This window comes from Tsukamurella conjunctivitidis (genome assembly GCF_007858475.1).
Lineage (GTDB): Bacteria > Actinomycetota > Actinomycetes > Mycobacteriales > Mycobacteriaceae > Tsukamurella > Tsukamurella conjunctivitidis.
In genome coordinates, this window is the sequence record NZ_VIGX01000020.1 from 1 (window position 1) to 23,314 (window position 23,314).

The following is a 23,314-nucleotide window of genomic DNA, read 5'->3' on the forward strand; positions in this document are numbered from 1 at the left end:
TCCCGGGCAACCCGGACCACATCATCACGGAACTCTTTCGGATAAGGCTTAGGCACAGTAGTCATCCTTCCAGGCCGCCCTCCCGGGGCAAGCCAGATCAGATGTCACCTAACCGTGCACCAGTCCCTACGTCTGAGCGGCTCGAGCGTGCAGGCTGGCGCGTCCTCAGATTCTGGGAGCACGAGGATGTCTCAGCAGTGGTCGACAGCGTGCGCGCTGCTGTCGGGTCAGGTGCTGCCAGTTCCGCCGTCACGCGGAAGCCCTTGAGCAATCCTGGCGAGCCGCTACCCTCACCTCGTGGAGCTTGACGACCCTGACCTCAACGACGTCGTCGCTGCCCTGCGACGACTTGACCCTGATGGCGAGAGGACAGCTCAGGTCCTTCGCGACACGTTCGACCAGCTCTACGACGGCGTTCGGACCAAGCGGTACAGCTGGGAACAGTTATTCAAGACTGAGAAAACCCACTTCGGAACCCTGATCGAGATCAATCTGCAGCGCGAATTCAAGTTTGCTGACGGCGACAAGCTCGACTACCAAATTGCCGGCCACGATGTCGACGCGAAGTACAGCCAGAAGATGGGCTCATGGATGCTGCCGCCCGAGGCTGTAAATCAGCTCTGCATGGTCGTCACCGCCAGCGATGTCGATTCATCCTTCTCGCTCGGCGTAGTTCGCGCCCGGGAAGAGTGGCTAGGCAAAGGACAGAATCGTGACGCGAAACGGACGCTGTCGGCCGCCGGCCGCCCCCACATTCACTGGCTGACCCGCGACGGCGATCTCCCGCCGAACGTCCTGCTTCACCTATCCCCTTCCGACATCGCAGCAATCTTCAAACCGAAGGGTGGCACTGCCCGCATCTCCGAGCTCTTCCGCAGAGCACCAGGCAAAATTGTCAGTCGTGCAGCGGTGTGCACGGCAGCGGCACAGCTCGACCCGACACGACGCCTGCGGGGCGGCAAGGGTGGAGCTCGGGGTCCCTTGGCAGCCGAAGGCATGGTCATCCTGAGCGGCGCCTACGATTGGCAGGCACGCGCCGCTCGACAGCTCGGCCTCCCGGTCCCACGACGCACTGAGTACGTCTCCGCATACGTATCGCCCGCCAGCCCCGAGTGGGCCGGGCCAATCGCGGTTGGCAAGGACGGCGGGAGCCTAGTCCTCATGCCCGTCGAGCCGGCCAGCGCGACTGCATTCTCGACGGACTGGTACAGCGACAGCCTTGGGTAGAGGCCGAATGTTGCAACTTGCGTGCACGTCTCCGCAAGTTTGTCGGTGCCCCCTGGCATGATGGCGTCCATCATGAGCGGAGAGACACGCAGCGACCTCACGGTCGTCGAGATTTGCGCAGGAGCAGGCGGCCAGAGCCTAGGCCTGCATCTTGCTGGGTTCCGCCACACTCTGGCCGTCGAGCTTGATGAGGACGCGGCTGCGACACTCGATCGCAATCTTCGACGTTTAGCAGACGATGAGGGTCTGGAGCAGCCAAAGGTAGCGATCGGGGATGTTGCCGATGAGTCGGTCTGGTCCCCTGAGGAACACCGGGGAGTCAGTCTGCTCGCCGGCGGCGTGCCATGCCCTCCGTTCTCTATCGCGGGACAGCAGAAGGGCGCAGAGGACGAGCGCGACCTGTTCGCCTGGGCGGTCGAGGCTGCGGGGCGCATGGAGCCCGACGCGATCCTGCTTGAGAACGTCCGCGGTCTCTCGATGCCGCGATTCGCCGGCTACCGCCAAGCAGTCCTCGACCGACTCGCCGAGCTTGGATACAAGGCGGACTGGCGCCTTCTGGAAGCTCGCGACTTTGGAGTACCTCAGCTCAGGCCACGGTTCATTCTCGTTGCGCTGAAGGAAGAATTCGCTCCATATTTCGCATGGCCCGAGCCAAGTGAAACTGCGCCGACCGTCGGCGAAGCGCTCAAGCCTCTCATGGCCGCGAGCGGCTGGCGTGGCGCGACCGCGTGGGCAAAGAAGGCCAATAGGATTGCGCCCACAATCGTTGGCGGCTCCAAGAAGCATGGCGGCCCCGATCTCGGCCCAACTCGTGCCAAGCATGCATGGATGCAACTGTCGGTCGATGGCTTCGGAGTCGCCAATGAGGCACCCACCAAAGACACACCCGCCAACTATGTCCCGAAACTTACGAACGAGATGATCGCGCGCCTCCAAGGCTGGCACCAAGACCGCGCTAGCGAATACTACTGGGATTTCGCTCCCGCGCGCGGGAAAAAGACCACGATTTACCGCCAGATCGGCAACGCCTTTCCACCCCCGGTTGCCCGTGCAGTCGGAGAGTCCATCGCGGCCGCACTGCGCAAGACTGGCGATGCGAAGGCGCCAACCGACGGTGATGCCCCCGAATTCCACGATGAGGTCTACAAGGCCTTGCGAGAACGCAGAAATTTCGTGTCGCTCGCTGGATTAAGCCGCGATCTCGGCAACACGATGCCCACGGACGAGATCGAGCGGCGAATCACGTTCCTAAGCCGAGACTTCGAGATAACTACAGGGTCCCGAGGCGGCCGGACTACCTACAAGCTCGGAGAGTGGCGCGCCTTCCGTGGTCAATCTGACCATTCGAGACATCTTTCGTTTATTGAGAAGCAATTGCGCGCACGGATCAGTTAATCGCTGCCGTACTGCGGAAGATGATTCACAGCCAGAAAGAAGGCCTTGAGAACGATGCATCGACGCCCAAACACGCAAACCGTCCAGTGGTTCCTGGAACTTCACGCGTCCGGCCAGTTGAATCTCAACCCTAGTTACCAACGACGGTCTGTATGGAGCGACGATTACCGGCGTTTTTTCATCGACACCATCTTGAAAGACTTTCCTTGCCCCGCCATATATCTCGAGAACGAGACGCGCGCAGGAGCTCCAACGCGGCACAACGTTATCGATGGAAAGCAGCGCCTCGAAGCTATAATTGAGTTCACGATGGACAAGTTCCACTTAGGTTCCTACTTGGACGATGAGGATCTGGCTGACGCGTACTATTCTGATCTACCTGAAAGCAAACAGCAGAAGTTCGTCGACTACGTTCTTAGCGTCGAGAATATCAGCCGTTCAAATCCCCACGAGATCAGAGAAGCCTTCGCGCGCCTAAATCGGAACACAGCGAAACTCAACCGGCAAGAGCTACGTAAAGCCCAGTTCGACGGCGCATTCATCACAAAGATGACAAACCTCGCCCGGCACCCCTTCTGGAGCAAGATTAATGTGGCCACGCGTGCTAGAATTTCCCGAATGCAAGACGTAGAGTACGTCTCGGAAATTTTTATCCTCACAATGGATGGAATTCAGGAAGGAAGCGCGAACGCGCTGGACGAATATTATGCGCAGTACGACGAACAAATCCCCGACGAAGACCAGGCTCTGGATAGATTCGAAGAGATCCTACTGTGGATGAATAACCTCCCCTTAGAATGGCGCAATACGCGATGGCGAAACCTGGGAGACTTCTACAGTTTGTGGGCCGCGAGAATTGCTCTCGGCGAGAGCATACCTGCCGACGATTCCACTGCAGAGAAACTTCGACTTCTCTCCGAACGCCTGGAGGAGCCGCGTTCTCCCGCAGAAATATCCTATAGCAATGCCGTTAGGCAGGGCACAAGCAAGGAAGCGAACCGGCGAATCCGTGCTGAGGTTCTCGCCGAGGTACTGATTAACGATCCGGAGTAGCTTGTGCTGATCACCGGAAGTGTTCTCAGTGCATACAATTCTGCACTCGAAGTCGCACTCGAGGTACAGAGACTCGCGGGTTCTAGGCTCCGCACGGTATGCGCAGACAATCATTGGCTCTTCGATGACAGAATCAAAACAGCCGAGAGCGCTCTATCGAAGGTTGAATCTGGACGGGGCGGCTTCGGCGACCTCAATGATCTCTACGCCGCAATGATTGTCGTTCCAACTCGAAACCAGATCGAACCGGCGATGTTGGAACTGGAGCCAGTCGTCACCTATCAAACCAAGGTGCGGAGCAACGGCAAGCATGATTCGTTCGCGTACGACGATGTTCACCTCATCGCCACACTTGAAGGTAAAGTCAGCCCAGCCGTAGTGTCGTCTAATGTCCGAGAACGACGCTTCGAGGTGCAGGTACGAACAGGACTTCAGTACGCTTGGTGGAGCGCGACTCATGATCAGATTTACAAGAGCGTATCGAGCGGAAGAATCGGATGGCACACGCTCAGAACTTCGAGCCAGGCGCGTGCAGCTTTAGAAATGCTTGATGGTATCCTTACCGATCTAGAAGCAGCTTCACAGCTGCATCAGAGCCAGAGTATTGATCCACCTGACAACGAAAATGACACCAAGTACGAGAACTGGCTCAGCCTTTGGCGACCGGACAGACGTCCACATAACGTTCTTCGATTCGTCGAAACAGCGCGAAGCCTCGTCGAATCATGCAATGTGGAGTTCGATACTATCGACAAGCTTCTCAAGACATCTGGGTTTTCCACCATCCTAGCTGATACGCTCGTGACGCCGCTTCAGGCCATAGCCATTGCGCTACTTAGGATTGTGCCCTTCTCAGAATTCGAAGATTCACTCCGCCGAAATCATGCCAAAATCATGGTAACTGCAGAGGCGGTCGCACATCAGCCTGACCTAGGCACCTTGCGCGGCGATGTAGTAGTGCGATTGTGAGATCGCCAGGTACGCGTCAACCAGGACGGATCTGCAAATGCTCGTCCGGCAGCAATCACTATCGGTCGCGTTCGCGGATAGCCCCAACCGTTTGTCCCCGCATCATACGGGCAGCGCGCCCAGCTCCTGTCCACGAATCCGTTGTGAGATGACCTGGGTGATCCCGTCCCCACGCATTGACACACCGTAGAGAGCGTCGGCGACTTCCATCGTCGGCTTCTGGTGCGTGATGACGATGAGCTGGGACTTGTCGCGCAGCTGCTCGAACAGGGAGATCAGGCGTCGGAGGTTGGTGTCGTCCAGGGCCGCCTCGACCTCGTCCATCACGTAGAAGGGTGACGGCCGGGCGCGGAAGATGGCGACCAGCATGGCGACGGCGGTCAGGGACTTCTCGCCGCCGGACAGGAGCGAGAGACGCTTGACCTTCTTGCCCGGAGGCCGGGCCTCGACGTCGATGCCCGTCGTCAGCATGTCGCCCGGCTCGGTGAGGATCAGCTTGCCCTCGCCGCCGGGGAACAGGGTCTTGAACACCTCGACGAACTCGCGCTCCACGTCCACCCAGGCCTCGGTGAACACCTGCAGGATCTTGGCGTCCACCTCCTCGACCACACTCAGCAGATCCTCGCGGGCCGACTTCACGTCCTCGAGCTGAGTGGAGAGGAAGTTGTAGCGCTCCTCCAGCGCCGCGAACTCCTCCAGCGCCAACGGGTTCACGCGCCCGAGCGTCGCGAGGTCCTTCTCCGCGAGCTTGAGCCGGCGCTCCTGCACCGCCCGGTCGAACGGCAGCCCCTGCGGCTTCACCACCGTCTCGCCGCGCTCGCGCGCCGCCTCGTATTCCTCCAGCTCCAGCGCAGACGCGGGCAACAGAACGTCCGGCCCATACTCGGCGACCAGATCATCGGGCGACATCGCGAACGACGCCACCACCTGCTCCTCGAGCTGCTCGATCCGCAGCGCCGCCTGCGCCCGCGCCACCTCGTCGCGGTGCACCGCATCCGTCAGCTGCGCGAGCCGAGCTGCGAGCGCGGTCGATTCCTGCCGCGCGACGTCCAGCGCGCCGGCGCGCTGCGCGCGTGATGCCTCCAGCGCATCACGATGCGCAGCAGCCCTCGTCACCGCGCGCCCCAACCGCGAGGACACCAACGCGGCGCCCTCCGCCACCGACGAAGCCACCGCGGCGGCAGCGAGCCGAGAAGCCGCCGCAGCCTCCGCCCGCTCCCGCGCGGCCCGCTCGGCCGCGGCGGCCCGTCGAAGCCCTTCGGCCTTGCCTCGCACGCCGGCCGCGCGCTCCTCGGCGGTGCGGCGGGCGAGCCGGGCCTCCATCTCGACCGAACGCGCCGCAGCCAGGGCGGCAGCAGCCGCATCCCGCTCATCGGTCCCCACGGACACCGAATCGTCCGGCAGGGCTTCCGCGAGACGCAGTCGCTCCTCGTGCTCCACCAGCGCGGCCCGAGTCTCATCCCGCGAGCCCTCGATCCGGGTTCGCTGCGCCACCAGACGCTCCGCCTCGTCGCGCGCGCTCCGCGCTGCCTGCCCCAGCCGGGCCAGCTGCTCGTAGATCGCGCCGAGCTGGGAATCCGACTCGTGCAGCGCCGCCAGTGCCGACTCCGTGACCTCGCGCCGCGCGGCCAAGTCCTCGTTCGCCCCGGCCAGCGCCGCCGACAGCGACTCCACCGACCGCCGGGTCTCCCCCAGCGTCGCCTCGGCCGCGTCGATCGACTTCTGCACCTCCAGGGTGGACTGCCGCGCCGCGGAGCCGCCGGTCAGCACCCCGTGGGAGATGACGTCACCGTCGGACGTGACGGCCCGCAGCTCGGGCCGCGCGGCGATTACGGCAACCGCGTCCGCCACCGAAGGCACGAGCACGTACCCGGCCAGCGCCGCGGAAACCGCCCCTTCCAACGACGACGGTGCGTCCACGCACGACACGGCCCAGACGGCACCGTCGGGCAGGGGGCCGGACGGCACGGTGCCGGGCGCGACGCCCTCGATGACGACGGCCGCCCGGCCCCCGTCCGCCTCGCGCAGCCGCTCGACAGCCGTCACGGCCGCATCGACGGAGCCCGCCGCCACGGCCTCCGCCACCGGGCCCAGCGCCACCGCGACGGCCTTCTCGTAGCCGCTGCGGATCGACAGCCGTGACGCGACCGCAGCGGTCACACCGTCGACGTGCTCGACGACCCAGGCGGCGCCGTCGCCCCGGTCGAGGTTCATCGACAGCGCCTCGATGCGCGCGACCAGCGAGGCGACCTTCTGCTCGGCCTCCCGCTCCGAGGCGCGCAGCTCCTCCACCCGCGCGCTCGCGGCGTTGAACGCGGCGACGCTGCGCTCGTGATGCTCGTCGAGCGAGGCCTCGGAGGCGTCGAGCTCGGCGATCTGCCCCTGGACCTGCTCGAACTCGGACTCTGCGGCCTCGGCCCGCTCGACCGCCTCAGCGATCGCGGCGGTGAGCCGTCCGGATTCGGACTCCACGGATTCGGCGCGGGTGCGAAGGGTCTCGACCTGGCCGGCGAGGCGGGCCAGCCCTTCTCGACGGTCCGCGATGGCCGCGACGGCGGCCATGTGCGCCTTCTCCGCGTCCCGGGCCGACTCCTCGCGCGACGCCAGCTCTTCCGTCGCCTCCTCGAGGATCATGGCGGCCTCCTCGAGGGCCTCCATGAGCTCGGCCTCCTCCTCGGCGACGCGCTCGGCCTCGGCCTCCAGCTCCTCGGGGTCGCGGCCGGGGGCGTGCTGCACGGGCTCCGACAGCAGGCGGGCGCGCTCGGAGGCGATCCGCTCCGTCGAGGAGACGCGCTCGGCGAGCGCGGACAACGAGAACCAGCCCTCCCCCGCGGCCTTCACCGCGGGGTCGAGCGCGGCCACGGCCTCCGAGTGCTCCGCGACCAGTGCGTTCGCCTCGTCCAGCTGTTCAGCGACGAGATTCTGCTCCTCACGCACCGCCGCCTCGTTGCCGCTCTGGTCGGCCAGTTCGGCGCGCCTGCGCACCAGGTCGTCGGCGGCGAGGCGCAGCCGGGCGTCGCGGAGGTCGGCCTGGATGGTCTGCGCCCGACGGGCCACCTCGGCCTGCCGCCCCAGCGGCTTGAGTTGGCGGCGCAGCTCCGTCGTCAGGTCGGTGAGCCGGGCGAGGTTGGCCTGCATCGAGTCGAGCTTGCGGACCGCCTTCTCCTTGCGCCGGCGGTGCTTGAGCACGCCGGCCGCCTCCTCGATGAAGGCGCGACGCTCCTCGGGCTTCGATTCGAGGATCGCGGCGAGCTGCCCCTGCCCGACGATGACGTGCATCTCGCGACCGATGCCGGAGTCCGAGAGCAGCTCCTGCACGTCCATGAGGCGGCACTTGGTGCCGTTGATCTCGTACTCACCGGCGCCGTCGCGGAACATGCGCCGCGTGATGGAGACCTCGGAGTAGTCGATGGGTAGCGCACCGTCGGAGTTGTCGATGGTGAGCGTGACCTCGGCCCGGCCCAGCGGCGCGCGACCGGACGTGCCGGCGAAGATGACGTCCTCCATCTTGCCGCCGCGCAGGCCCTTGGCACCCTGCTCGCCCATCACCCAGCGCAGGGCGTCGAGAATGTTCGACTTGCCCGAGCCGTTGGGTCCGACGACGCAGGTGATACCCGGTTCGAGGCGCAGAGTCGTCGCCGAAGCGAAGGACTTGAAGCCCTTCAGTGTCAGCGACTTGAGATACACGAAACGCCAGTTTAGGCGGTGACCGCTACAGGACCGCCATCGCCACGATCAGACCGAGCGCAACGTGCGAGGCGGCGATGACGCGGGCCTGCGGCAGGAAGACCTCGGAGTACATGAGCTCGTCCATGTCCACACCGGTGACCAGGTCGAGGACGCGCACGCACACGATCTGCGCGACGATCCCGACGATGCCGTAGACCAGCGAGTACACGACGCCCGCCCACAGGTCGCCGCCGCCGGTGTAGTTCGCGTAGATCGCGACGACGATGATGAACGCCATCGAGAGCATGCCGGCGCCCGTGATGTAGGTGGCGTTGGGCTTGCCGGCCTTCACGAGGTCGCGCAGCTTGCCGGGGGTGGACAGGTCGACGGCGTAGAAGCCGGCCACCATCAGCACCAGGCCGACGAGGGCGTAGAGGCAGATCGCGCCGATGCCCTTGCCCAGGGTGCCCAGGTCTGCGGCGGCGAGGAAGGTCGTGTTCATGATGCGGTCGTGCCTTTCGGAGTGATGCGATGCGGGATGAACGCGGCACCGTCGTCGGTGATGAGGCCGGAGGTCTCGCGGATGCCGATACCGGCGGACTCGTCGCCGACGACCCAGGCGCCGATCACGGGGCGATAGCCGTCGAACTCGGGAAGCGGGTCGAACATCTGGTACACGTAGCCCTCGGCGCCGTAGACGCCACCGGTGGCGGTCTCCCGGCCCCCGTCCACGATCGTGAGGTTCGCGCCCTCGCGCCCGAGCTTGGGCTTCTTCACGTACTCGGTGAGGAAGCCGGGGCTGTCGATATAGGCGGGCAACAGGTTCGGGTGGTCGGGGTACATCTCCCAGAGCACCGCGAGGATCGCCTTGTTGGAGAGGATCGCCTTCCACAGCGGCTCGATCCACGTGGTCGCGGGGATGGATTCGACGACCCGTTTGCCGAAGTCGTCCTCGAGGATCCACTCCCACGGGTAGAGCTTGAACACCGAGTGGATGGGGGCGTCCTCGAGATCGACGAAGGTCTTCAGGTCGTGGTCCCAGCCGATGTCCTCGATGGGCAGGCCGACGGTGTCGAAGCCCGCCTCGGCGGCCGTCTCCTGCAAGTAGCCGGTGGTCACGTGGTCCTCGCCCGTCGCGTCGGCGCCGGACCAGGTGAAATGCAACTCCGACGGCGGGATCACGTTCCGGATCTCGCCCCAGCGCGCCACCAGCGACTCGTGCAGCGAGTTCCACTGGTCGTACCCGCCCTCGTCCCACGAGCGCTTGTCCGGAGCCGTGTCCTGGAACCAGTACCACTGCACCACAGCGGCTTCCAACAGCGACGTGGGCGTATCCGCGTTGTACTCGAGCAGCTTCGCGGGCCGCCGACCGTCGTAGCGCAGGTCGAAGCGGCCGTACACGTGCGGGTCCTGCCGCTTCCAGGACTCCTCGATCGCGCCCCAGGCCCACTCGGGGATGCCGAAATCGGCGTACCGCTCGGTGAGGATCACGTTCTCGACGGCCTTGAGGCACATCGAGTGCAGCACCTCGACCTGCGCCTCGAGGGAGAGCACCTCGTCCATGTCGAACTCGTAGAACACCGACTCGTCCCAGTAGTTCCGGCTGTCGCCCGCACCGTCGCGCGCGGGCGTGCCGAACACCAGGCCCTGCGATTCGACCGTCCGCTGCCAGCCCTCGCGGGGCGTTCCCCGCATGCGCCGCATCAGGAACCGCTCGATCCGGAGCCGCCCTTGGAGCTGCCGCCCTTACTACCGGTGCCGAGGCCACCGCGGTCGATGTTCTTGCCGGAGGAGCCGTTGTTGCTGCCTGCCTTCGTCCCGCTTCCACCGGACTTGGACCCGGCCGCGGGCGGCGCGGGCTTGCTCGCCGCGTTGCTCTGGCCGTTGGTACCGAAGGAGGTGGTCTTCGCGGGGTCCACCGCCGCGCCCGACGACGTACGGAACGCGGTGTTGGGCGGGCGGTCGTAGCTGCCGCCGGTGAGCCTGCCGTTGTTGTAGGAGCCTCCGTAGTTGTACCGGTAGCTCATCCCGTTGAGGAAGATGAAGCCGGTCACCGGGTTGTAGGTTCCGCGCGAGCAGTAGTCGTCGGAGACCACCTGGTCGCCGTCGACGGTGCAGTACGCCGTCTGCGTGTTCACGTTCTGGGTGTTGTCGTTGTCCGGGATCGCGACGTACAACAGGGCGATCGCGCCGACGACACCGACACCGACGCCGGCACCGATCATCTGCTTGCGGCGCCGGCTCTTCTTCGCCGCCGCGGCCGCGGCCTCCGCCGCCTCGCGTTCCTCGTCCTCGGCGCGCTGGCGCTGGGCCCGTTGCCGGGCACGCGCCTCGGCCACCGATTCGGGGCGGGCGGTGGTGTTCTCGTCCTGCTCGCGGATCCGGCCGGGTCGCCGCGGCGGTTCGACGGTATCGGGCAGGTTCACCTGAGGCGGGAGCCCGGGGACGGGCGGCAGGTGGTTCGACTCCGGCCCGGGGATGTCGCCCACGGGGCGGTTCTCAGGAACGGGCGGCTGCATGCCTCACCTCTCCTCGAACGACGGGAGCCCGCCTCGTGCGGGCCCGAAAAGTTCCACGACCAGATCGACCCTCCCCGGAGTGTGCCCCGACCACAGACGCTGCAGCAAAGTCTCGCACGCGGACCGGTCGCCCTCGACCACGACGCGCACACGCCCATCGGGCTGGTTGGCAGCGTAGCCCAGCAGGCCCAGTTCCAGGGCCTGAGTCTTCGTCCAGTAGCGAAAGCCGACGCCCTGCACCTGACCGTGCACCCAGGCCGTCATCCGGGACTGCTCGTCGGGCACTCGCTACTCCGACGTGATGTCGAGATTGACGGTGGTGCCGGCCTTGAGCGTGCGGCCCACGGTGCACACCTGATCGACGGCGCGGCGCGCGACGGTGATCAGCCGTTCCCGGCCCGCCTCGTCGAGCTCGGAGAGGTCCAGTTCGAGGATCTCGTTGAGCTCGGGGTAGGTCTCGTTCTCCCGGTCGGCGTCGCCGGAGACGCGCACGGTGGCGTCGTAGTCGTCGCCGAGGCGCCGCGCGAGCACGTGATCGGTGGACATGCCGCTGCACGCCGCGAGCGCGATCTTGAGCAACTCACCGGGGGTGAACACACCCTCCACGTCCACCGAGCCCACGAGCACCTCGGCACCCCGCGAGCTGCGCCCGGTGTAGCGGCGCACGCCGGTGCGCTCGACCCAGAGTTCGGTGGACGGTGCCTGCGCGTTCGTGTCGTCGGCCATATGTCCAATCTACGGCAGCACCGGCCGCGACCGGTGCCCGGCGGCCCGGTGCCGGCCGTGGTCGGGCGGTAGCGTTGAGCCATGCGCGCACGGTGGTGGTCCTTCCTCGGAACCGTCCTCGCGTACGCGGCCGCAGCGGCGTGGGCGGCCGCCTCCGGGCCGGACCCCTTCCCGACGCATTTCGGCCTGTCCGGGCAGCCGGATTCGTGCACCCCGCGCGGCGAAGCCGTGCCGCTGCACGCTGGCATCGCCGCGGGTGTGGCCGTGCTGTTCGCGGTTCTCGCGCTGACGGCGCCGCGGATTCCGGCCTCCGTCATCCGCACGCCCCGGCGCGACTACTGGCTGTCCCCCGCGCACCGTCCCGCGTTCGACGACATCGTCTCCGGCTTCCTGCTCTGGGCGGGTGGCCTCTTCCTGGTTCTGCAGGGCGCGACGTTCGTGGTGACGGTCATCGACCCCACCGAGACCGCCGCGAAGTCGACGCTGGTGATCCTCTTCCTCGTCGCGCTGGTGGGGTCCGTCGGATACCTGATCTGGTTGCTCATGCACCCGCCCAAGCGGTCCTCGACGACGGCGCGCGGAGCCCGCCCCGGCCGGAGCGACAGTCGTTCGCCACGGTAACGTTGTGGGCATGCGACCTCGCTGGTGGATCTTCCTCGCCGCGGTCGTGCTCTGCGGCGCGAGCCTCGCGTGGGCCGCGGCGTCCGGGCCCGACCCGTTCCCCACGCACTGGGGCGGAGGTGGGACCCCGGACGCGTGGCGGCCCCGCGGCTCGGCGCTCGCTATCCTGGCGGCCTCGACCGCCGGTCTCGCGGCCCTGTTCGGCGTGCTCGCGGCGTGCACGTCCGCGATCCCGGACGGCCTGATCAATCTCCCGCCGACCGCGCGGGCGTACTGGCTCGACCCGGAGCACCGATCCGGCCTGGACGCCCTCCTGCAGCGCTACCTCCTCACGGTGGGGAGCGCGGTCCTCCTGCTCCTGGCCGTCTCGGTGACGGGCGCGATCGTGAGTCCGGACGGGAATCCCGTGCTCGGTGTGGGCATCTGGGTCGTCCTCGCGGTCATCGCCGTGAGCACGGCGCACCTTCTCTGGCGCGCCCTCCGGCCTCCCACGGATACCCTGAGTCCATGAGCGCCTCCTCGGAAACCGGCCCGTTCTTCCACGGGACCACCGCCGACCTCCAGCCCGGCGACCTGCTCAGCGCGGGCTTCGTCTCGAACTACCGCCCCGACGTGGTGATGAACCACATCTATTTCACCGCCCTCCGCGACGGTGCCGGGCTCGCCGCGGAGCTCGCCTCCGAGCTCAAGTCCGACGGTGCCGCCCCGCGCGTCTACGAGGTGGAGCCCACGGGCGCGTTCGAGGACGACCCCAACGTCACCGACAAGAAGTTCCCCGGCAACCCCACCCGGTCGTACCGCAGCACCGAGCCGCTGCGCATCGTCGCCGAGGTGACCGACTGGACCCGACTCACCCCCGAGGCGCTGCAGATGTGGCGCGACACCCTGATCTCGAAGGCCCCCACCGATCGCGGCGAGATCATCAACTGACCGCGCCAAACTTGTCACCCCCTCAGCGGAGAATGGGCGCATGTCCGCTGACGAGGAGATTCGCCGCCTGACCGATGCCGTGCGACTGTTCCAGGATGATGTCGACTCGCGTCTGCTGGCCCGGGGATGGGTCGTCACCGATCTCACTGTGCCTGATGAGGTGCCGCTCGAGTTCTTCTGGCCGCCCACGGCGCCGGTCGAGTACGGCGGCAATCCAGAGCCCACTGACGAGGCGATGCGCAGCCGCCCGACGATGTACGGCACCCGGATCACGCCGTGGACACGGCCCACGCGTATCACGCACGCCCCCGAAGGGTGGGTCGTGGAGTACGGCGAGGCGCCGAACCTACTGCCGGATCAACCAGCCCGGTTCGCGGTGGGCGCCGAGCTCCTCGCGGATCTGGAGCGGATCGAGTGCTGGCCCATGTCCGTTGCCGAGGCTGAGCGGCTGCGCATGGAGCGGGTGTATTCGACCACCGTGGCCGATGCCCGTGACGACCACCGTTTCGGCTTCTTCCCCACGGATCGGTACTTCACCCGCATGCAGGAGTTGCAGGCACTGATCTTCGCGGATCGCACTCGTGCCCCTGACTTCTCGATGGACGAGGAGCCGCCGACGCCCCGCCCTCGCGGTGATCTCGCTGCGCAACTGCGTCTCGTGGAAGCTGAGGCGTGGGCCTCCGAAGTCCGCACGTCGCGGCTTGGAAGCACGGAGCCGAAGGCGCTCTGACGACGACGCACCGCATCGGTGTTCGGTTCCCTCGGAACGTCGAATGTGAGAATCCCGGCACTCGAGCCGGAGCCCGCACTCCCCGACGGGGTGAGACCTACCGTGGGGCCATGCAGAAGCAGTGGGGGCTGTATCTCGGGTCGTTGTTGTTCTTCCTCGTCGTACTCGGACTGGTCTACGTGGCCGGCCCGGAGGCGTATCCACAGTCGGGCGGGAGGGGCGCCGGCGCGGTTCCACGCTCGACGTACGTCGAGAACCAGCTCATAACGTTCGGAGCGACGGTCGTCTTCGTCGCGATCGCAGTACCACTCGTGGGCCGCGGCTTCAGCCCGCGGATGAAACCGGCGGTTCGGGCCTATTGGACCGAGCACCCCGAGGAGTATCGCCGTCTGACCACGGCGTGGATCCTGAACACCGCCATCGTCGGGACGATCGGCTACGGCCTGATGGTTCTCGTGAAGTCCGCTTTCACGACGATGCCCTCCGCGCCTCTGGGATTCGTCCTGGTGGCCGCGATCATGGCGATGCTGTTTCGCGGACTCATCCCGGTGGTACGTCCGCCGATCTCCGGCCTCAGCGGCGCGGCACCGTCTGACAGCTCGGGCAGAAGTGCGAGCCCCGGTTCATGAAGGACTCACGACGCATGATGGTGCCGCACCGGCGACACGGCTCACCGTCGCGCCCGTAGGCGTTGAGCGACCGCTCGAAGTAGCCCGACTGGCCGTTGACGTTCACGTACAGCGAGTCGAAGCTGGTGCCGCCCTGGTCGAGCGCGCTCCGCATCACGTCGGTGGCGTCGTCGATCAGCCGGCCGAGCGCGGGTTTGGTCAGGGCGGAGGCACGACGGCGGCCGTGGACACCCGAGCGCCAGAGGGCCTCGTCGGCGTAGATGTTGCCCACGCCGGAGATCACGGTCTGGTCCAGCAGCACGCGCTTGATCTCGGTGTCCTTGCGCTTCATCCGCGCGACCACGGCGTCGCGGTCGAACAGCGGGTCCAGCGGGTCGCGAGCGATGTGCGCCACGGACGCGGGCACGAACGTGCCGGCGACCTCCTCGAGCGGGTCCACGGCCCAGCCGCCGAAGGTGCGCTGGTCGACGAACCGGAGCACGGCACCGTCGGACAATCCGGCCCGGATGCGCAGGTGCCGGTCGTCGCCCGGCCCGACCAGCATCTGCCCGCTCATGCCCAGGTGCACGACGATCGCGGCGTCGGCGGAGGCGCCGCCGCGCGCGAGCGGCAGCCACAGGAACTTGCCCCGCCGCTGTGCGGATTCCACATCGGCACCGGTGATCTGGCCGATGAGGTCCGCCTCGCCGGCGACGTGGCGGCGCGCGGCGCGGGGGTGCAGCACCTCCACGGAGGTGACGCCGCGGCCGACCAGGTGATCGACCAGACCGCGCCGGACGACCTCGACCTCGGGCAGCTCGGGCATCAGGCCGACTCGGCGTCGCCCGCCGGCGCGTCCCCGGCGGCAGGGCCGACCGCTCCCCCGTCCAGCGACTTCCAGGCGGCCGCGGCGGCCTTCTGCTCGGCCTCCTTCTTGGTACGGCCCACACCCTCGCCGAGGTCGCTGGAGTCCACCACCGCGACGGCGGTGAACTCCTTGTCGTGGTCCGGCCCCGTCGACGTGATGCGGTACGCCGGCGCGCCGAGATCCCGCTCCGCGGTGAGCTCCTGCAGCGAGGTCTTCCAGTCCAGTCCCGCGCCCATCGACGACGACGCCGTCAGCAACGGCAGGAACAGGCGCAGAACGACCTCGCGGGCCGTGTCGATGCCGTGCTCGATGTGCACCGCGCCGAGCAGTGCCTCGGTGCCGTCGGCGAGGATCGAGTCCTTGTCGCGGCCGCCGGTCAGCTCCTCACCGCGCCCCAGGTAGAGGTGCGCGCCGAGGCCGCCCTCCCCCAGCCCGCGGGCCACGCGGGCGAGGGCGTGCATGTTGACCACGCTGGCGCGGATCTTCGCGAGCTCGCCCTCGGGCTTGTCCGGATGGGTCGTGTACAGCCACTCGGTGACCGAGATCCCGAGCACGCTGTCGCCGAGGAACTCGAGCCGCTCGTTGGTGGGCAGCCCGCCCGCCTCGTAGGCGTAGGAGCGGTGCGTCAGGGCGAGGGTGAGCAGTTCGTCGTCGAGCGCGACACCCAGGGCTTCGAGCAGCGGGGCGCGGTCCGTGGCGGGCGGCGCGGGGAGACGCTTGCTCACTTCGTGTCGGCCTCGCCGTCGGTGGCGAACTTCGCGAGTCCGGCCCAGCGAGGATCGATCTGTTCGTGGTGGTGATCGGCGGGCAGGTCGGCCAGCTTCTCGCCGCAGCCCTGGCACAGGCCCGGGCAGTCCTCGGAGCACGTCGGGTCGAGGGCCAGCTCCATGCCGACGGCGTCGATGATGGCCTGCTCGAGGTCGATCATGTCGTCCTCGATGCGGTACATCTCGTCGTCGTCGGTGGTCTTCGCGGTCTCGCTCTCGGGGTACGCGTACAGCTCCGTCAGGAACAGGTTGAGCGCGCCCGACAGCGGATCGAGGCAGCGGGCGCACTGTCCCGCGGTGTTCGCGCTGACGGTGCCGGTCACGAGGACGCCCTCGGAGACGGCCTGGACCTGCAGATCGAGGTCGACCTCCTCGCCGGTCTCGATTCCGATCAGGTCGACGCCGATGCGCTCGGGCGCGGCCACCGTGCGGTGCACCTGCGCTGAGGTGCCCGGCCGCCGCCCGAAGGCCCGGACGTCGAGTACGTACGGCTTACCGGCCGGCTGGCGCACGGCGGCATTGGGTTCGTTCACAACAATCCTCGGGAACTCGTCAGGTCAAGCCAAACACCCGATTGTACGTCAACCCGCCTACCGCGCGTCGACCCGTGATTCGGCGAACTCCTCGAGGTAGCCGTCGGCGGCGCCGTGATCGCTGTAGTCGTGCACGCCCGCGGCGGTGCGGAGCTGTTGCCGGCCGCGGTTCACGGACCGCATGGTGGCGCCGAGCACCTCCTCGAACTGCGAGAGCTTGGTGTCGACGTAGACGTCGCACTCCCCGCGCAGGCGATCGGATTCGGCGTGCGCGGCGTCGATGATGCGATCCGACTCGCCCTTGGCCGCGGCCACGACCTCGGTCTCGGCGACGAGGCGCTCCTGCTCGGCGATACCCTCGGCCACCGACCGCTGGTACGCGGCGTTGCCGTCGGCGACGAGGCGCTCGGCCTCGGCGCGGGCGCGGCCGGTCACGGCCTCGTACTCACGCTGAGCGCCGCGACGGATCCGCTCGTCCTCGGCCCGCGCCTCGGCGACAAGGCCGGTGGCGTGCTGGTGCGCCTCGGCGACCATGCGATCAGCCTGCGCCTTCGCATCCGCCAGGAGCCGGTCGGCCTCGGCGCGGGAACGGCTCAGCGTGGCGTCGGCCTCGGAATTGGCCTGGGTCACCGTGGTGTCGTAGTGGGTGCGCGCCTCGCTGATCAGGCGATCCTTCTGATCGAGCACGTCCTGCGCGTCGTCGAGGTCGGCCGGGAAGGCGTCGCGGATGTCGTCGAGGAGCTCGAGCACATCACCGCGGGGCACGAGGCACCCGGCGGTCATGGGGACGCTGCGCGCCTCCTCCAGGATGGCGCCCAGCTCGTCCAGTGCTTCGAATACGCGGTACATACACCCATTGTGACGCGTGGGACCGATGTTTCGCCGTAACGGCGCCGCCGCGTGTCGACCCCCGGGGAATCCGCCGAATTGCAGTTCGCGCCGGATATATGCGCTGCCGGCTCGACATCGGCCGATTTCACGACAGCTTGGCGGCCACGGCCTTCTGCACGTTCGGCGGGATCAACGCGGAGACGTCGCCGCCGAGCTTCGCGACCTCCTTGACCAGCGAGCTCGACACGTAGGAGAACTCCGGCGCGGTGGTGAGGAACGCGGTCTCGACACCGGTGAGGTGCATGTTCATGCCGGCCATCGGCAGCTCGTAGTCGAAGTCCGTCGAGTTGCGCAGGCCCTTGAGGATGCACGCGACGCCCTCCTGACGCGCGTAGTCGACGAGCAGCCCCGTCCACCGGTCGACTGTGACCCCGGGCAGGTCCGCCACGTTCTCCTCGATCAGCGCGATCCGCTCGTCGATCGAGAACATGCCCTGCTTGTTGGGGTTGACGACGACGGTGATCACCAGCTCGTCGAAGATCCGCGCGGCGCGGCGGAAGATGTCCAGGTGGCCGTTGGTCATCGGGTCGAACGATCCGGGGCAGCACGCCTTGCTCATGCCCGGTCATCCTGCCAGACGGCGATCTCCACGCGCGTCTCCCCGTAGTCGCGCGTCAGCTCGGGTTCGAAGCCCTCCGGCCATGCGGTGGCGGCCGTGCGCGCCGAGCGCTCCACGACGACGTGGGCGCCGGGCGCGAGCCAGCCTGCGGTCAGCGCGGCCACGTCGCCGTCGACGGCGTCTGCCGGCAGGTCGTAGGGCGGGTCGAGGAAGACGAGGTCGTAGGACTGCGCCGGGAGTTCGAGGAAGGCCCTCGTCGCCCGACGGTGCGCGGTCGCGCCCGGCAGGCCGACGGTGCGCGCGTTCTGGTTGATCACCGCGACGGCCTTCGCATCCGCGTCGACGAGCACGGCGCGGGCGGCGCCCCGGGACAGGGCCTCGAAGCCCAGCGCCCCCGACCCCGCGTAGAGGTCGAGGACGGACAGCTCGTCGAAATCGAGGCGGGACTGGAGCGCGCTGAACAGTGCCTCGCGCACGCGATCCGAGGTGGGACGAGTGCCGCGGGGCGGCACTGCGAGCCTGCGCCCGCGTGCCGCCCCGGCGATGATCCTGGTCACCGCTCCACTCTAGTCACGGCCGTCAGCTCGCCTGGGCGAGCTTCGCCTCCTCGATCTGCGCGAGGCGGGTGGCATCGGTGTCCGGCCCGGGCACCTCGGTGCCGCGGATCGAGCAGCCCTTGGTCTCCTGCAGGAACGGCAGCGCGATGAGGCCGATGACGCAGGCCCCCATCATGTAGAAGGCCGGGAACTGCAGCCAGCCGGTGTTCTCCACCACCGCGTCGTTGACCAGCGGCGCCGTACCGCCGAAGGCGGCGGTCGCCACGTTGTACGAAATGGCGAACCCCGCGTAGCGCACCTGCGTGGGGAACATCGCCGGGAAGGTCGCGGTGATGGTCGACAGCTGCGGGATGTACAGCAGCCCGAGCACCACGAATCCGAGGATCGCCCAACCGAATCCCTGGCCCATGAGCCAGAACATGGGCCAGGCCATCACCAGCAGGCCGATCAGCGAGAACCACCACATCGGCTTGCGTCCCGTGCGGTCCGAGAGTGCGCCGAAGAACGGGATGCACAGCGCCATCGCGACCTGGCCGATCAGCATCAGGATCGACGAGTCGGACTCGGTCATGCCGATCGTGCCGTGCAGGTAGGTGGGCATGTACGCGATCAGGGTGTAGTTCGCGATGTTGAGGGCGATGACCAGCCCGAACATGATCATGATGGGGCGCTTGTAGTCCCGCAGCAGGGACACGAAGCGCTGCCAGGCGGAGCCCTGGTGCTCCTGCTCCTCGGCCATCTCCTCGAAGACGGGAGTGTCGTCCAGCTGGTGCCGCAGGTACCAGCCCACGAAGCCCAGTGGGATCGCGACGAAGAACGGGATGCGCCAGCCCCAGTCGTACATCTCGTCGCGCGTGAGCAGCTGCTGTAGGAGCAGCACGAAGGCCGTACCACCGGCGAAACCGCACATGGTGCCGAACTCGAGGAAGCTGCCGTAGCGGCCGCGCTTGCCGTCCGGCGAGTACTCCGCCATGAAGGTCGCGGCGCCGCCGTACTCACCACCGGTCGAGAAGCCCTGCACCACGCGAAGGCCGATGAGCAGAACCGGCGCGAGCACACCCACCTGCGCATGCGTGGGCAGCACACCGATCAGCGCCGTCGATCCGGCCATCAGCAGGATGGTGGTCGCCAGCACGACCTTCCGGCCGAGCCGGTCGCCGAGCGGGCCCCAGACGAATCCGCCGAGCGGACGCAGGGCGAACGACACGGCGAAACCGAGCAGCGTGCCCAGGGTGCCGAGCGTGCCCGGGAAGAAGGCCTGGGTCAGGTACGCGGTCGTCGCGGCGTAGACGCCGTAGTCGAACCACTCGGTGAAGTTGCCCATCGCCGATGCCGCGATGGCTTTGTGCAGCTTGCTCTTGTGCTGCTGTTCGGTCTCCTGGAGTCCCGCGATGGACAGCGGGGACGGCACGGAGGGCGTTGTTGAGTTATCAGGCATGCAGATCAGCCCCTGGCGTTGGTCACCGTGCGGACCGGGCTTGCCTGTGGCTAGACACTGCTGGGCCCACCGGACGTGTGATTACCGCGCGTTCGACGTTAACAGAATCGAAGTATCGATCCACCCTTAGTGGTTCACCATGTGGACACCGGTTCGCATCCCCGCTGGTAACCGGTTGTTCGCCGATCCGGAACCGGACTGCGGCATCGTTTCCGCAATGCCCCTCAGTGATTCGCTCTTCTCGCGCCGCTCCCTCCTCAAGGCCGGCACCGCCGGCGCCCTGCTGATCCCCGCCGGCTCGCTCCTGTCGGCGTGCGGCAGCTCGTCCGACGGTGCCGCCGCCTCGTCCTCGCCAGGGGTGGTGCGCAGACGGCCGTCCCTCACGCACGGCATCGCGTCCGGCGACCCCCGGACCGACGGTGCGCTCCTCTGGGCCCGCTCGGACGCGCCCGCACGGATGATCGTCGAGACGGCCTCGTCGGAGTCCTTCAGCAACCCGCGCCGCTTCGAGGGGCCGCAGCTCGATCCGTCGTCCGACGGTGCCGGACGGTTCCGCGTCACCGGCCTGGAGCCCGGCCAGACGGTGCACTACCGCGTGACCCTCGAGGGCGAGAACGGTGCGAGGTCGGAGCCGGTGGCGGGCACCTTCCGCACGGCGCCGTCGGCGGCGGGGAACGTGAACTTCACGTGGTCCGGCGATGTCGTCGGCCAGGGCTGGGGCATCAACCGCGACGGCGGGATGGCGATCATGGGCGCCATCGCCGATGTGCGGCCCGACTTCTTCCTCCACTCGGGCGATGCGATCTACGCCGACAACCCGGTTCCGGAGACCCAGAAGCAGAACGACGGCACCGTCTACCGCAATGTGACCGCCGCGGCGAAGGACCACGTGGCGCAGACCCTGGAGGACTTCCGGGGCAACTACGCCTACAACCTCACCGACGAGCACTACCGGCGGTTCGCGGCGAACGTGCCGCAGCTGATCCAGTGGGACGACCACGAGGTGATCAACAACTGGTTCCCCGGCGAGAACCTGGCCGGGCAGAACCGCAAGGGCTACACCGAGACCGACGTGAACAAGCTGGCGGACTTCGCCTACCGGGCGTGGCGGGAATGGCAGCCGGTGCAGCCCACGGAAGCCGCGGATGGTCGCCTGTACCGCAAGATCTCCTACGGACCCCTGCTGGACGTCTTCGTGCTCGACATGCGCAGCTACAAGGACCCGAACCCCAACGCCTGGGCCACCGCCAACGACGCCGGGATCCTCGGCGACAAGCAGACGCAGTGGCTGATCGACGGCCTGACCTCGTCGAAGGCCGTGTGGAAGGTGGTCGCGAACGACCTGCCACTGAGCATCGTCGTGCCCGACGCCGCCACCGATCCGAAGGACGGCGGACCGAAGTCGATGGAGGCCGTCGCGCAGGGCGAGAACGGAGCCCCGCTGGGCCGCGAGATCGCCTTCTCCCGCATCCTCTCCCGGACCAAGGACGTGAAGAACGTCGTGTACCTCACCGCGGACGTGCACTACACCGCGGCGATCTCCTACCACCCGGACAAGGCGGCCTTCCAGGACTTCTCGCCGTTCTGGGAGTTCGTCTCGGGCCCGCTCAACGCGGGCGCCTTCCCGCAGAGCCCGCTGGACGGCACGTTCGGCGCGCAGTACGAGTTCGTGCACGCCCCCGACAAGGCGAACGTCTCCCCCGCAGAGGGCTTCCAGCACTTCGGGCAGGTCACCATCGACGGCGGCACGCGCGCTCTGACGGTGCACCTGCGCGACGCCAAGGGCGCCTCGCTCTACAGCAAGGAACTGCCCGCCGCCTGAACCCTAGGCGGGCGCGCCCGCGTGGGCCTCGTCGTCCGCGCGGATGTAGCGGTGGCGCTGGGCGGGGTGATCGGCGGGCAACCGGTCACCCCGCCCGAACAGCTTGTTGCGCAGCGTCCCCGGCGCGTACTCCGACGGGTACACGCCCCGTCGCCGCAGTTCCGGGACGATGAACTCGACGATGTCCTCGAAGGTGCCGGGCGTGATGGCGTAGGCCAGGTTGAAGCCGTCCACGTCCGTCTCCTCGACCCATTCCTGCAGCTCGTCGGCGACGCGCTCGGCGGAGCCGACGAGGACCGGTCCCATACCGCCGATGCGGCCCCACTTGCCGATGTCCTCGACCGTCCACTCCTTGCCGGACGGATCGGCCTGCTGGAAGTTGGAGACGGCGGAGATGATGGCGTTGGACTGCACATCGCCGACCGGGTCGCTCGGGTCGTAGGCGCCCAGGTCCACCCCCATCCAGCCGGACATGAAGACCAGCGAGCCCTCGATGCTGGCGTAACGGTGGTACTCCTCGAGCTTGGCCTGCGCCTTGGCCTCCGTCTCGTCCGTCACGATGGTGAGCAGCGTGTAGACCTTGGCCGAGTAGGGGTCACGGCCGTTCGCGACGAGGCCCTCCCGGATCGTGCGGACGAGCTTCTTCAGGATCGCCTTGGTGGGCGCCGCCACGAAGATCGCCTCGGCGTTCTCCGTCGCGAACTTCAGCCCGCGCGGCGACGCCCCGGCCTGGTAGATGACCGGCGAGCGCTGCGGCGACGGCTCCCCCACATGGATGCCCGGCACGTCGAAGTACTTGCCGTGGTGACCTATCGGATGCACCTTCGACGGATCGGTGAAGACGCCGCTCTGGCGATCGCGGATCACCGCGTCGTCCTCCCACGAGCCCTCCCACAGCTTGTAGAGCACCTCCAGGTACTCGTCGGCGTGGTCGTAGCGCTCGTCGTGCTGCAGCTGGTCGAGCTGCCCCATGTTCTGCGCCGCGGACGGCAGGTAGCCGGTCACCACGTTCCAGCCGATCCGGCCGTTCGTGAGGTGGTCCAGCGTGGTCAGCCTGCGCGCGAAGGGGAAGGGGTGCTCGAAGCCCGTGCCCGCCGTGATGCCGATGCCGAGGTGCTCCGTCGCGCCCGCGATGGCCGAGGCCAGCAGGATCGGGTCGGAGACGGGGACCTGCGCCGCGTGCCTGATCGCCGCGTCGCCGTTGCCGTTGTAAGCGTCGTAGATTCCCAGGACGTCGGCGATGAAGATGCCGTCGAAGGTGCCGCGCTCCAGGAGCTTCGCCAGGTCCGTCCAGTAGCCGAGTTCCTTGTACCGGTGCGACTGGTCCTCCGGGTGCCGCCACAGCCCCGGGGACTGGTGGGCGACGCAGTTCATGTCGAAGGCGTTGAAACGGATCTGACGGCTCATATCGGCCGACGCTAGGCCGCGGGCC

At 67.5% G+C, this 23,314-nt stretch carries 24 protein-coding genes; 10 read left to right on the forward strand and 14 right to left on the reverse strand.

Translation table 11 applies throughout. The features are described 5' to 3' along the window. Positions 1–297 precede the first annotated feature (297 nt). The 4 genes from FK530_RS21010 (at position 298) to FK530_RS21025 (ending at position 4,644) form a co-directional block, all read left to right on the forward strand. Complete coding sequence (locus tag FK530_RS21010; protein ID WP_158645163.1) at positions 298–1,227, forward strand: NaeI family type II restriction endonuclease; 930 nt, start codon at positions 298–300, stop codon at positions 1,225–1,227. 72 nt (positions 1,228–1,299) lie between these two features. Then, the gene (locus tag FK530_RS21015; RefSeq protein WP_146488924.1) at positions 1,300–2,622 is read left to right on the forward strand and encodes a DNA cytosine methyltransferase; all 1,323 of its coding nucleotides are present in this window, start codon (positions 1,300–1,302) and stop codon (positions 2,620–2,622) included. A gap of 54 nt (positions 2,623–2,676) precedes the next feature. Beyond that, positions 2,677–3,675 carry a DUF262 domain-containing protein gene (locus FK530_RS21020; protein WP_262406790.1) on the forward strand — a complete coding sequence of 333 codons (999 nt, stop codon included), beginning with the start codon at positions 2,677–2,679 and terminating at the stop codon, positions 3,673–3,675. A gap of 3 nt (positions 3,676–3,678) precedes the next feature. Beyond that, complete coding sequence (locus tag FK530_RS21025; RefSeq protein WP_146488926.1) at positions 3,679–4,644, forward strand: RelA/SpoT-related domain-containing protein; 966 nt, start codon at positions 3,679–3,681, stop codon at positions 4,642–4,644. A 102-nt stretch (positions 4,645–4,746) separates the two neighbouring features. Here FK530_RS21025 and smc read toward each other — a convergent pair whose 3' ends face one another. The 6 genes from smc to FK530_RS21055 are packed head-to-tail and all read right to left on the reverse strand — an operon-like array spanning position 4,747 to position 11,558. Then, positions 4,747–8,331, reverse strand: coding sequence for a chromosome segregation protein SMC (smc, locus tag FK530_RS21030; protein WP_146488927.1), 3,585 nt, complete (start codon positions 8,329–8,331; stop codon positions 4,747–4,749). 25 nt (positions 8,332–8,356) lie between these two features. After that, the gene (locus FK530_RS21035) at positions 8,357–8,815 is read right to left on the reverse strand and encodes a DUF350 domain-containing protein (RefSeq protein WP_146488928.1); all 459 of its coding nucleotides are present in this window, start codon (positions 8,813–8,815) and stop codon (positions 8,357–8,359) included. Continuing rightward, positions 8,812–10,017 carry a glutathionylspermidine synthase family protein gene (locus tag FK530_RS21040; protein ID WP_146488929.1) on the reverse strand — a complete coding sequence of 402 codons (1,206 nt, stop codon included), beginning with the start codon at positions 10,015–10,017 and terminating at the stop codon, positions 8,812–8,814. Before FK530_RS21040 ends, FK530_RS21035 begins: the two co-directional genes overlap by 4 nt. Beyond that, on the reverse strand, positions 10,017–10,832 hold the full coding sequence (locus FK530_RS21045; protein WP_146488930.1) for a hypothetical protein: 816 nt from the start codon (positions 10,830–10,832) through the stop codon (positions 10,017–10,019). The genes FK530_RS21040 and FK530_RS21045 overlap by 1 nt, the downstream gene beginning before the upstream one ends. Before the next feature lie 3 nt (positions 10,833–10,835). Beyond that, positions 10,836–11,117 carry an acylphosphatase gene (locus FK530_RS21050; protein ID WP_269434175.1) on the reverse strand — a complete coding sequence of 94 codons (282 nt, stop codon included), beginning with the start codon at positions 11,115–11,117 and terminating at the stop codon, positions 10,836–10,838. A 3-nt stretch (positions 11,118–11,120) separates the two neighbouring features. After that, complete coding sequence (locus FK530_RS21055) at positions 11,121–11,558, reverse strand: OsmC family protein (RefSeq protein WP_146488931.1); 438 nt, start codon at positions 11,556–11,558, stop codon at positions 11,121–11,123. Between the two features lie 81 nt (positions 11,559–11,639). Here FK530_RS21055 and FK530_RS21060 point away from each other — a divergent pair, with 81 nt between their 5' ends. From FK530_RS21060 to FK530_RS21080, 5 genes are all read left to right on the forward strand, one after another. Beyond that, positions 11,640–12,179, forward strand: coding sequence for a DUF1648 domain-containing protein (locus FK530_RS21060; RefSeq protein WP_146488932.1), 540 nt, complete (start codon positions 11,640–11,642; stop codon positions 12,177–12,179). Positions 12,180–12,189: 10 nt separating this feature from the next. Further along, positions 12,190–12,690 (forward strand): DUF1648 domain-containing protein, encoded by a 501-nt coding sequence (locus FK530_RS21065; RefSeq protein WP_146488933.1) that lies wholly within the window; start codon positions 12,190–12,192, stop codon positions 12,688–12,690. After that, on the forward strand, positions 12,687–13,109 hold the full coding sequence (arr, locus tag FK530_RS21070; RefSeq protein WP_146488934.1) for an NAD(+)--rifampin ADP-ribosyltransferase: 423 nt from the start codon (positions 12,687–12,689) through the stop codon (positions 13,107–13,109). The genes FK530_RS21065 and arr overlap by 4 nt, the downstream gene beginning before the upstream one ends. A 40-nt stretch (positions 13,110–13,149) precedes the next feature. After that, the gene (locus tag FK530_RS21075; protein WP_146488935.1) at positions 13,150–13,839 is read left to right on the forward strand and encodes a hypothetical protein; all 690 of its coding nucleotides are present in this window, start codon (positions 13,150–13,152) and stop codon (positions 13,837–13,839) included. Between the two features lie 110 nt (positions 13,840–13,949). Then, the gene (locus tag FK530_RS21080; RefSeq protein ID WP_146488936.1) at positions 13,950–14,468 is read left to right on the forward strand and encodes a hypothetical protein; all 519 of its coding nucleotides are present in this window, start codon (positions 13,950–13,952) and stop codon (positions 14,466–14,468) included. Here FK530_RS21080 and mutM read toward each other — a convergent pair. The 7 genes from mutM to FK530_RS21115 form a co-directional block, all read right to left on the reverse strand. Further along, complete coding sequence (gene mutM / locus FK530_RS21085) at positions 14,413–15,273, reverse strand: bifunctional DNA-formamidopyrimidine glycosylase/DNA-(apurinic or apyrimidinic site) lyase (protein WP_146488937.1); 861 nt, start codon at positions 15,271–15,273, stop codon at positions 14,413–14,415. The two genes, FK530_RS21080 and mutM, sit on opposite strands and share 56 nt — an antisense overlap. Further along, positions 15,273–16,040, reverse strand: a complete 768-nt coding sequence (gene rnc / locus FK530_RS21090; RefSeq protein ID WP_146488938.1) for a ribonuclease III — start codon at positions 16,038–16,040, stop codon at positions 15,273–15,275. The genes mutM and rnc overlap by 1 nt, the downstream gene beginning before the upstream one ends. Continuing rightward, complete coding sequence (locus tag FK530_RS21095; protein ID WP_146488939.1) at positions 16,037–16,615, reverse strand: YceD family protein; 579 nt, start codon at positions 16,613–16,615, stop codon at positions 16,037–16,039. Before FK530_RS21095 ends, rnc begins: the two co-directional genes overlap by 4 nt. A gap of 57 nt (positions 16,616–16,672) precedes the next feature. Next, positions 16,673–17,464 (reverse strand): DivIVA domain-containing protein, encoded by a 792-nt coding sequence (locus tag FK530_RS21100; protein WP_146488940.1) that lies wholly within the window; start codon positions 17,462–17,464, stop codon positions 16,673–16,675. A 127-nt stretch (positions 17,465–17,591) separates the two neighbouring features. Further along, the gene (gene coaD, locus FK530_RS21105) at positions 17,592–18,065 is read right to left on the reverse strand and encodes a pantetheine-phosphate adenylyltransferase (RefSeq protein ID WP_146488941.1); all 474 of its coding nucleotides are present in this window, start codon (positions 18,063–18,065) and stop codon (positions 17,592–17,594) included. Then, positions 18,062–18,622, reverse strand: coding sequence for a 16S rRNA (guanine(966)-N(2))-methyltransferase RsmD (rsmD, locus tag FK530_RS21110; protein WP_146488942.1), 561 nt, complete (start codon positions 18,620–18,622; stop codon positions 18,062–18,064). Before rsmD ends, coaD begins: the two co-directional genes overlap by 4 nt. Before the next feature lie 22 nt (positions 18,623–18,644). Beyond that, positions 18,645–19,946, reverse strand: coding sequence for an MFS transporter (locus FK530_RS21115; RefSeq protein ID WP_231706745.1), 1,302 nt, complete (start codon positions 19,944–19,946; stop codon positions 18,645–18,647). A gap of 331 nt (positions 19,947–20,277) precedes the next feature. Here FK530_RS21115 and FK530_RS21120 point away from each other — a divergent pair, with 331 nt between their 5' ends. Next, entirely contained in the window at positions 20,278–21,882 is a 1,605-nt protein-coding gene (locus FK530_RS21120) for an alkaline phosphatase D family protein (protein ID WP_146488944.1), read from the forward strand. A gap of 3 nt (positions 21,883–21,885) precedes the next feature. Here FK530_RS21120 and FK530_RS21125 read toward each other — a convergent pair whose 3' ends face one another. Further along, complete coding sequence (locus tag FK530_RS21125; RefSeq protein ID WP_146488945.1) at positions 21,886–23,289, reverse strand: LLM class flavin-dependent oxidoreductase; 1,404 nt, start codon at positions 23,287–23,289, stop codon at positions 21,886–21,888. Positions 23,290–23,314 lie beyond the last annotated feature (25 nt).

Excerpts from the sequence above, each read along its gene's own strand:
- FK530_RS21015 (WP_146488924.1), top strand. The coding sequence starts at position 1,300 with ATGAGCGGAGAGACACGCAGCGACCTCACGGTCGTCGAGATTTGCGCA.
- FK530_RS21075 (WP_146488935.1), top strand. The coding sequence starts at position 13,150 with ATGTCCGCTGACGAGGAGATTCGCCGCCTGACCGATGCCGTGCGACTG.
- FK530_RS21035 (WP_146488928.1), bottom strand. The coding sequence starts at position 8,815 with ATGAACACGACCTTCCTCGCCGCCGCAGACCTGGGCACCCTGGGCAAG.
- arr (WP_146488934.1), top strand. The coding sequence starts at position 12,687 with ATGAGCGCCTCCTCGGAAACCGGCCCGTTCTTCCACGGGACCACCGCC.
- FK530_RS21060 (WP_146488932.1), top strand. The coding sequence starts at position 11,640 with ATGCGCGCACGGTGGTGGTCCTTCCTCGGAACCGTCCTCGCGTACGCG.
- FK530_RS21115 (WP_231706745.1), bottom strand. The coding sequence starts at position 19,946 with ATGGGCAACTTCACCGAGTGGTTCGACTACGGCGTCTACGCCGCGACG.
- FK530_RS21100 (WP_146488940.1), bottom strand. The coding sequence starts at position 17,464 with ATGTACCGCGTATTCGAAGCACTGGACGAGCTGGGCGCCATCCTGGAG.
- FK530_RS21080 (WP_146488936.1), top strand. The coding sequence starts at position 13,950 with ATGCAGAAGCAGTGGGGGCTGTATCTCGGGTCGTTGTTGTTCTTCCTC.
- FK530_RS21065 (WP_146488933.1), top strand. The coding sequence starts at position 12,190 with ATGCGACCTCGCTGGTGGATCTTCCTCGCCGCGGTCGTGCTCTGCGGC.
- FK530_RS21125 (WP_146488945.1), bottom strand. The coding sequence starts at position 23,289 with ATGAGCCGTCAGATCCGTTTCAACGCCTTCGACATGAACTGCGTCGCC.
- FK530_RS21045 (WP_146488930.1), bottom strand. The coding sequence starts at position 10,832 with ATGCAGCCGCCCGTTCCTGAGAACCGCCCCGTGGGCGACATCCCCGGG.
- FK530_RS21020 (WP_262406790.1), top strand. The coding sequence starts at position 2,677 with ATGCATCGACGCCCAAACACGCAAACCGTCCAGTGGTTCCTGGAACTT.
- FK530_RS21040 (WP_146488929.1), bottom strand. The coding sequence starts at position 10,017 with ATGCGGCGCATGCGGGGAACGCCCCGCGAGGGCTGGCAGCGGACGGTC.
- FK530_RS21120 (WP_146488944.1), top strand. The coding sequence starts at position 20,278 with ATGCCCCTCAGTGATTCGCTCTTCTCGCGCCGCTCCCTCCTCAAGGCC.
- coaD (WP_146488941.1), bottom strand. The coding sequence starts at position 18,065 with ATGAGCAAGGCGTGCTGCCCCGGATCGTTCGACCCGATGACCAACGGC.
- mutM (WP_146488937.1), bottom strand. The coding sequence starts at position 15,273 with ATGCCCGAGCTGCCCGAGGTCGAGGTCGTCCGGCGCGGTCTGGTCGAT.
- FK530_RS21055 (WP_146488931.1), bottom strand. The coding sequence starts at position 11,558 with ATGGCCGACGACACGAACGCGCAGGCACCGTCCACCGAACTCTGGGTC.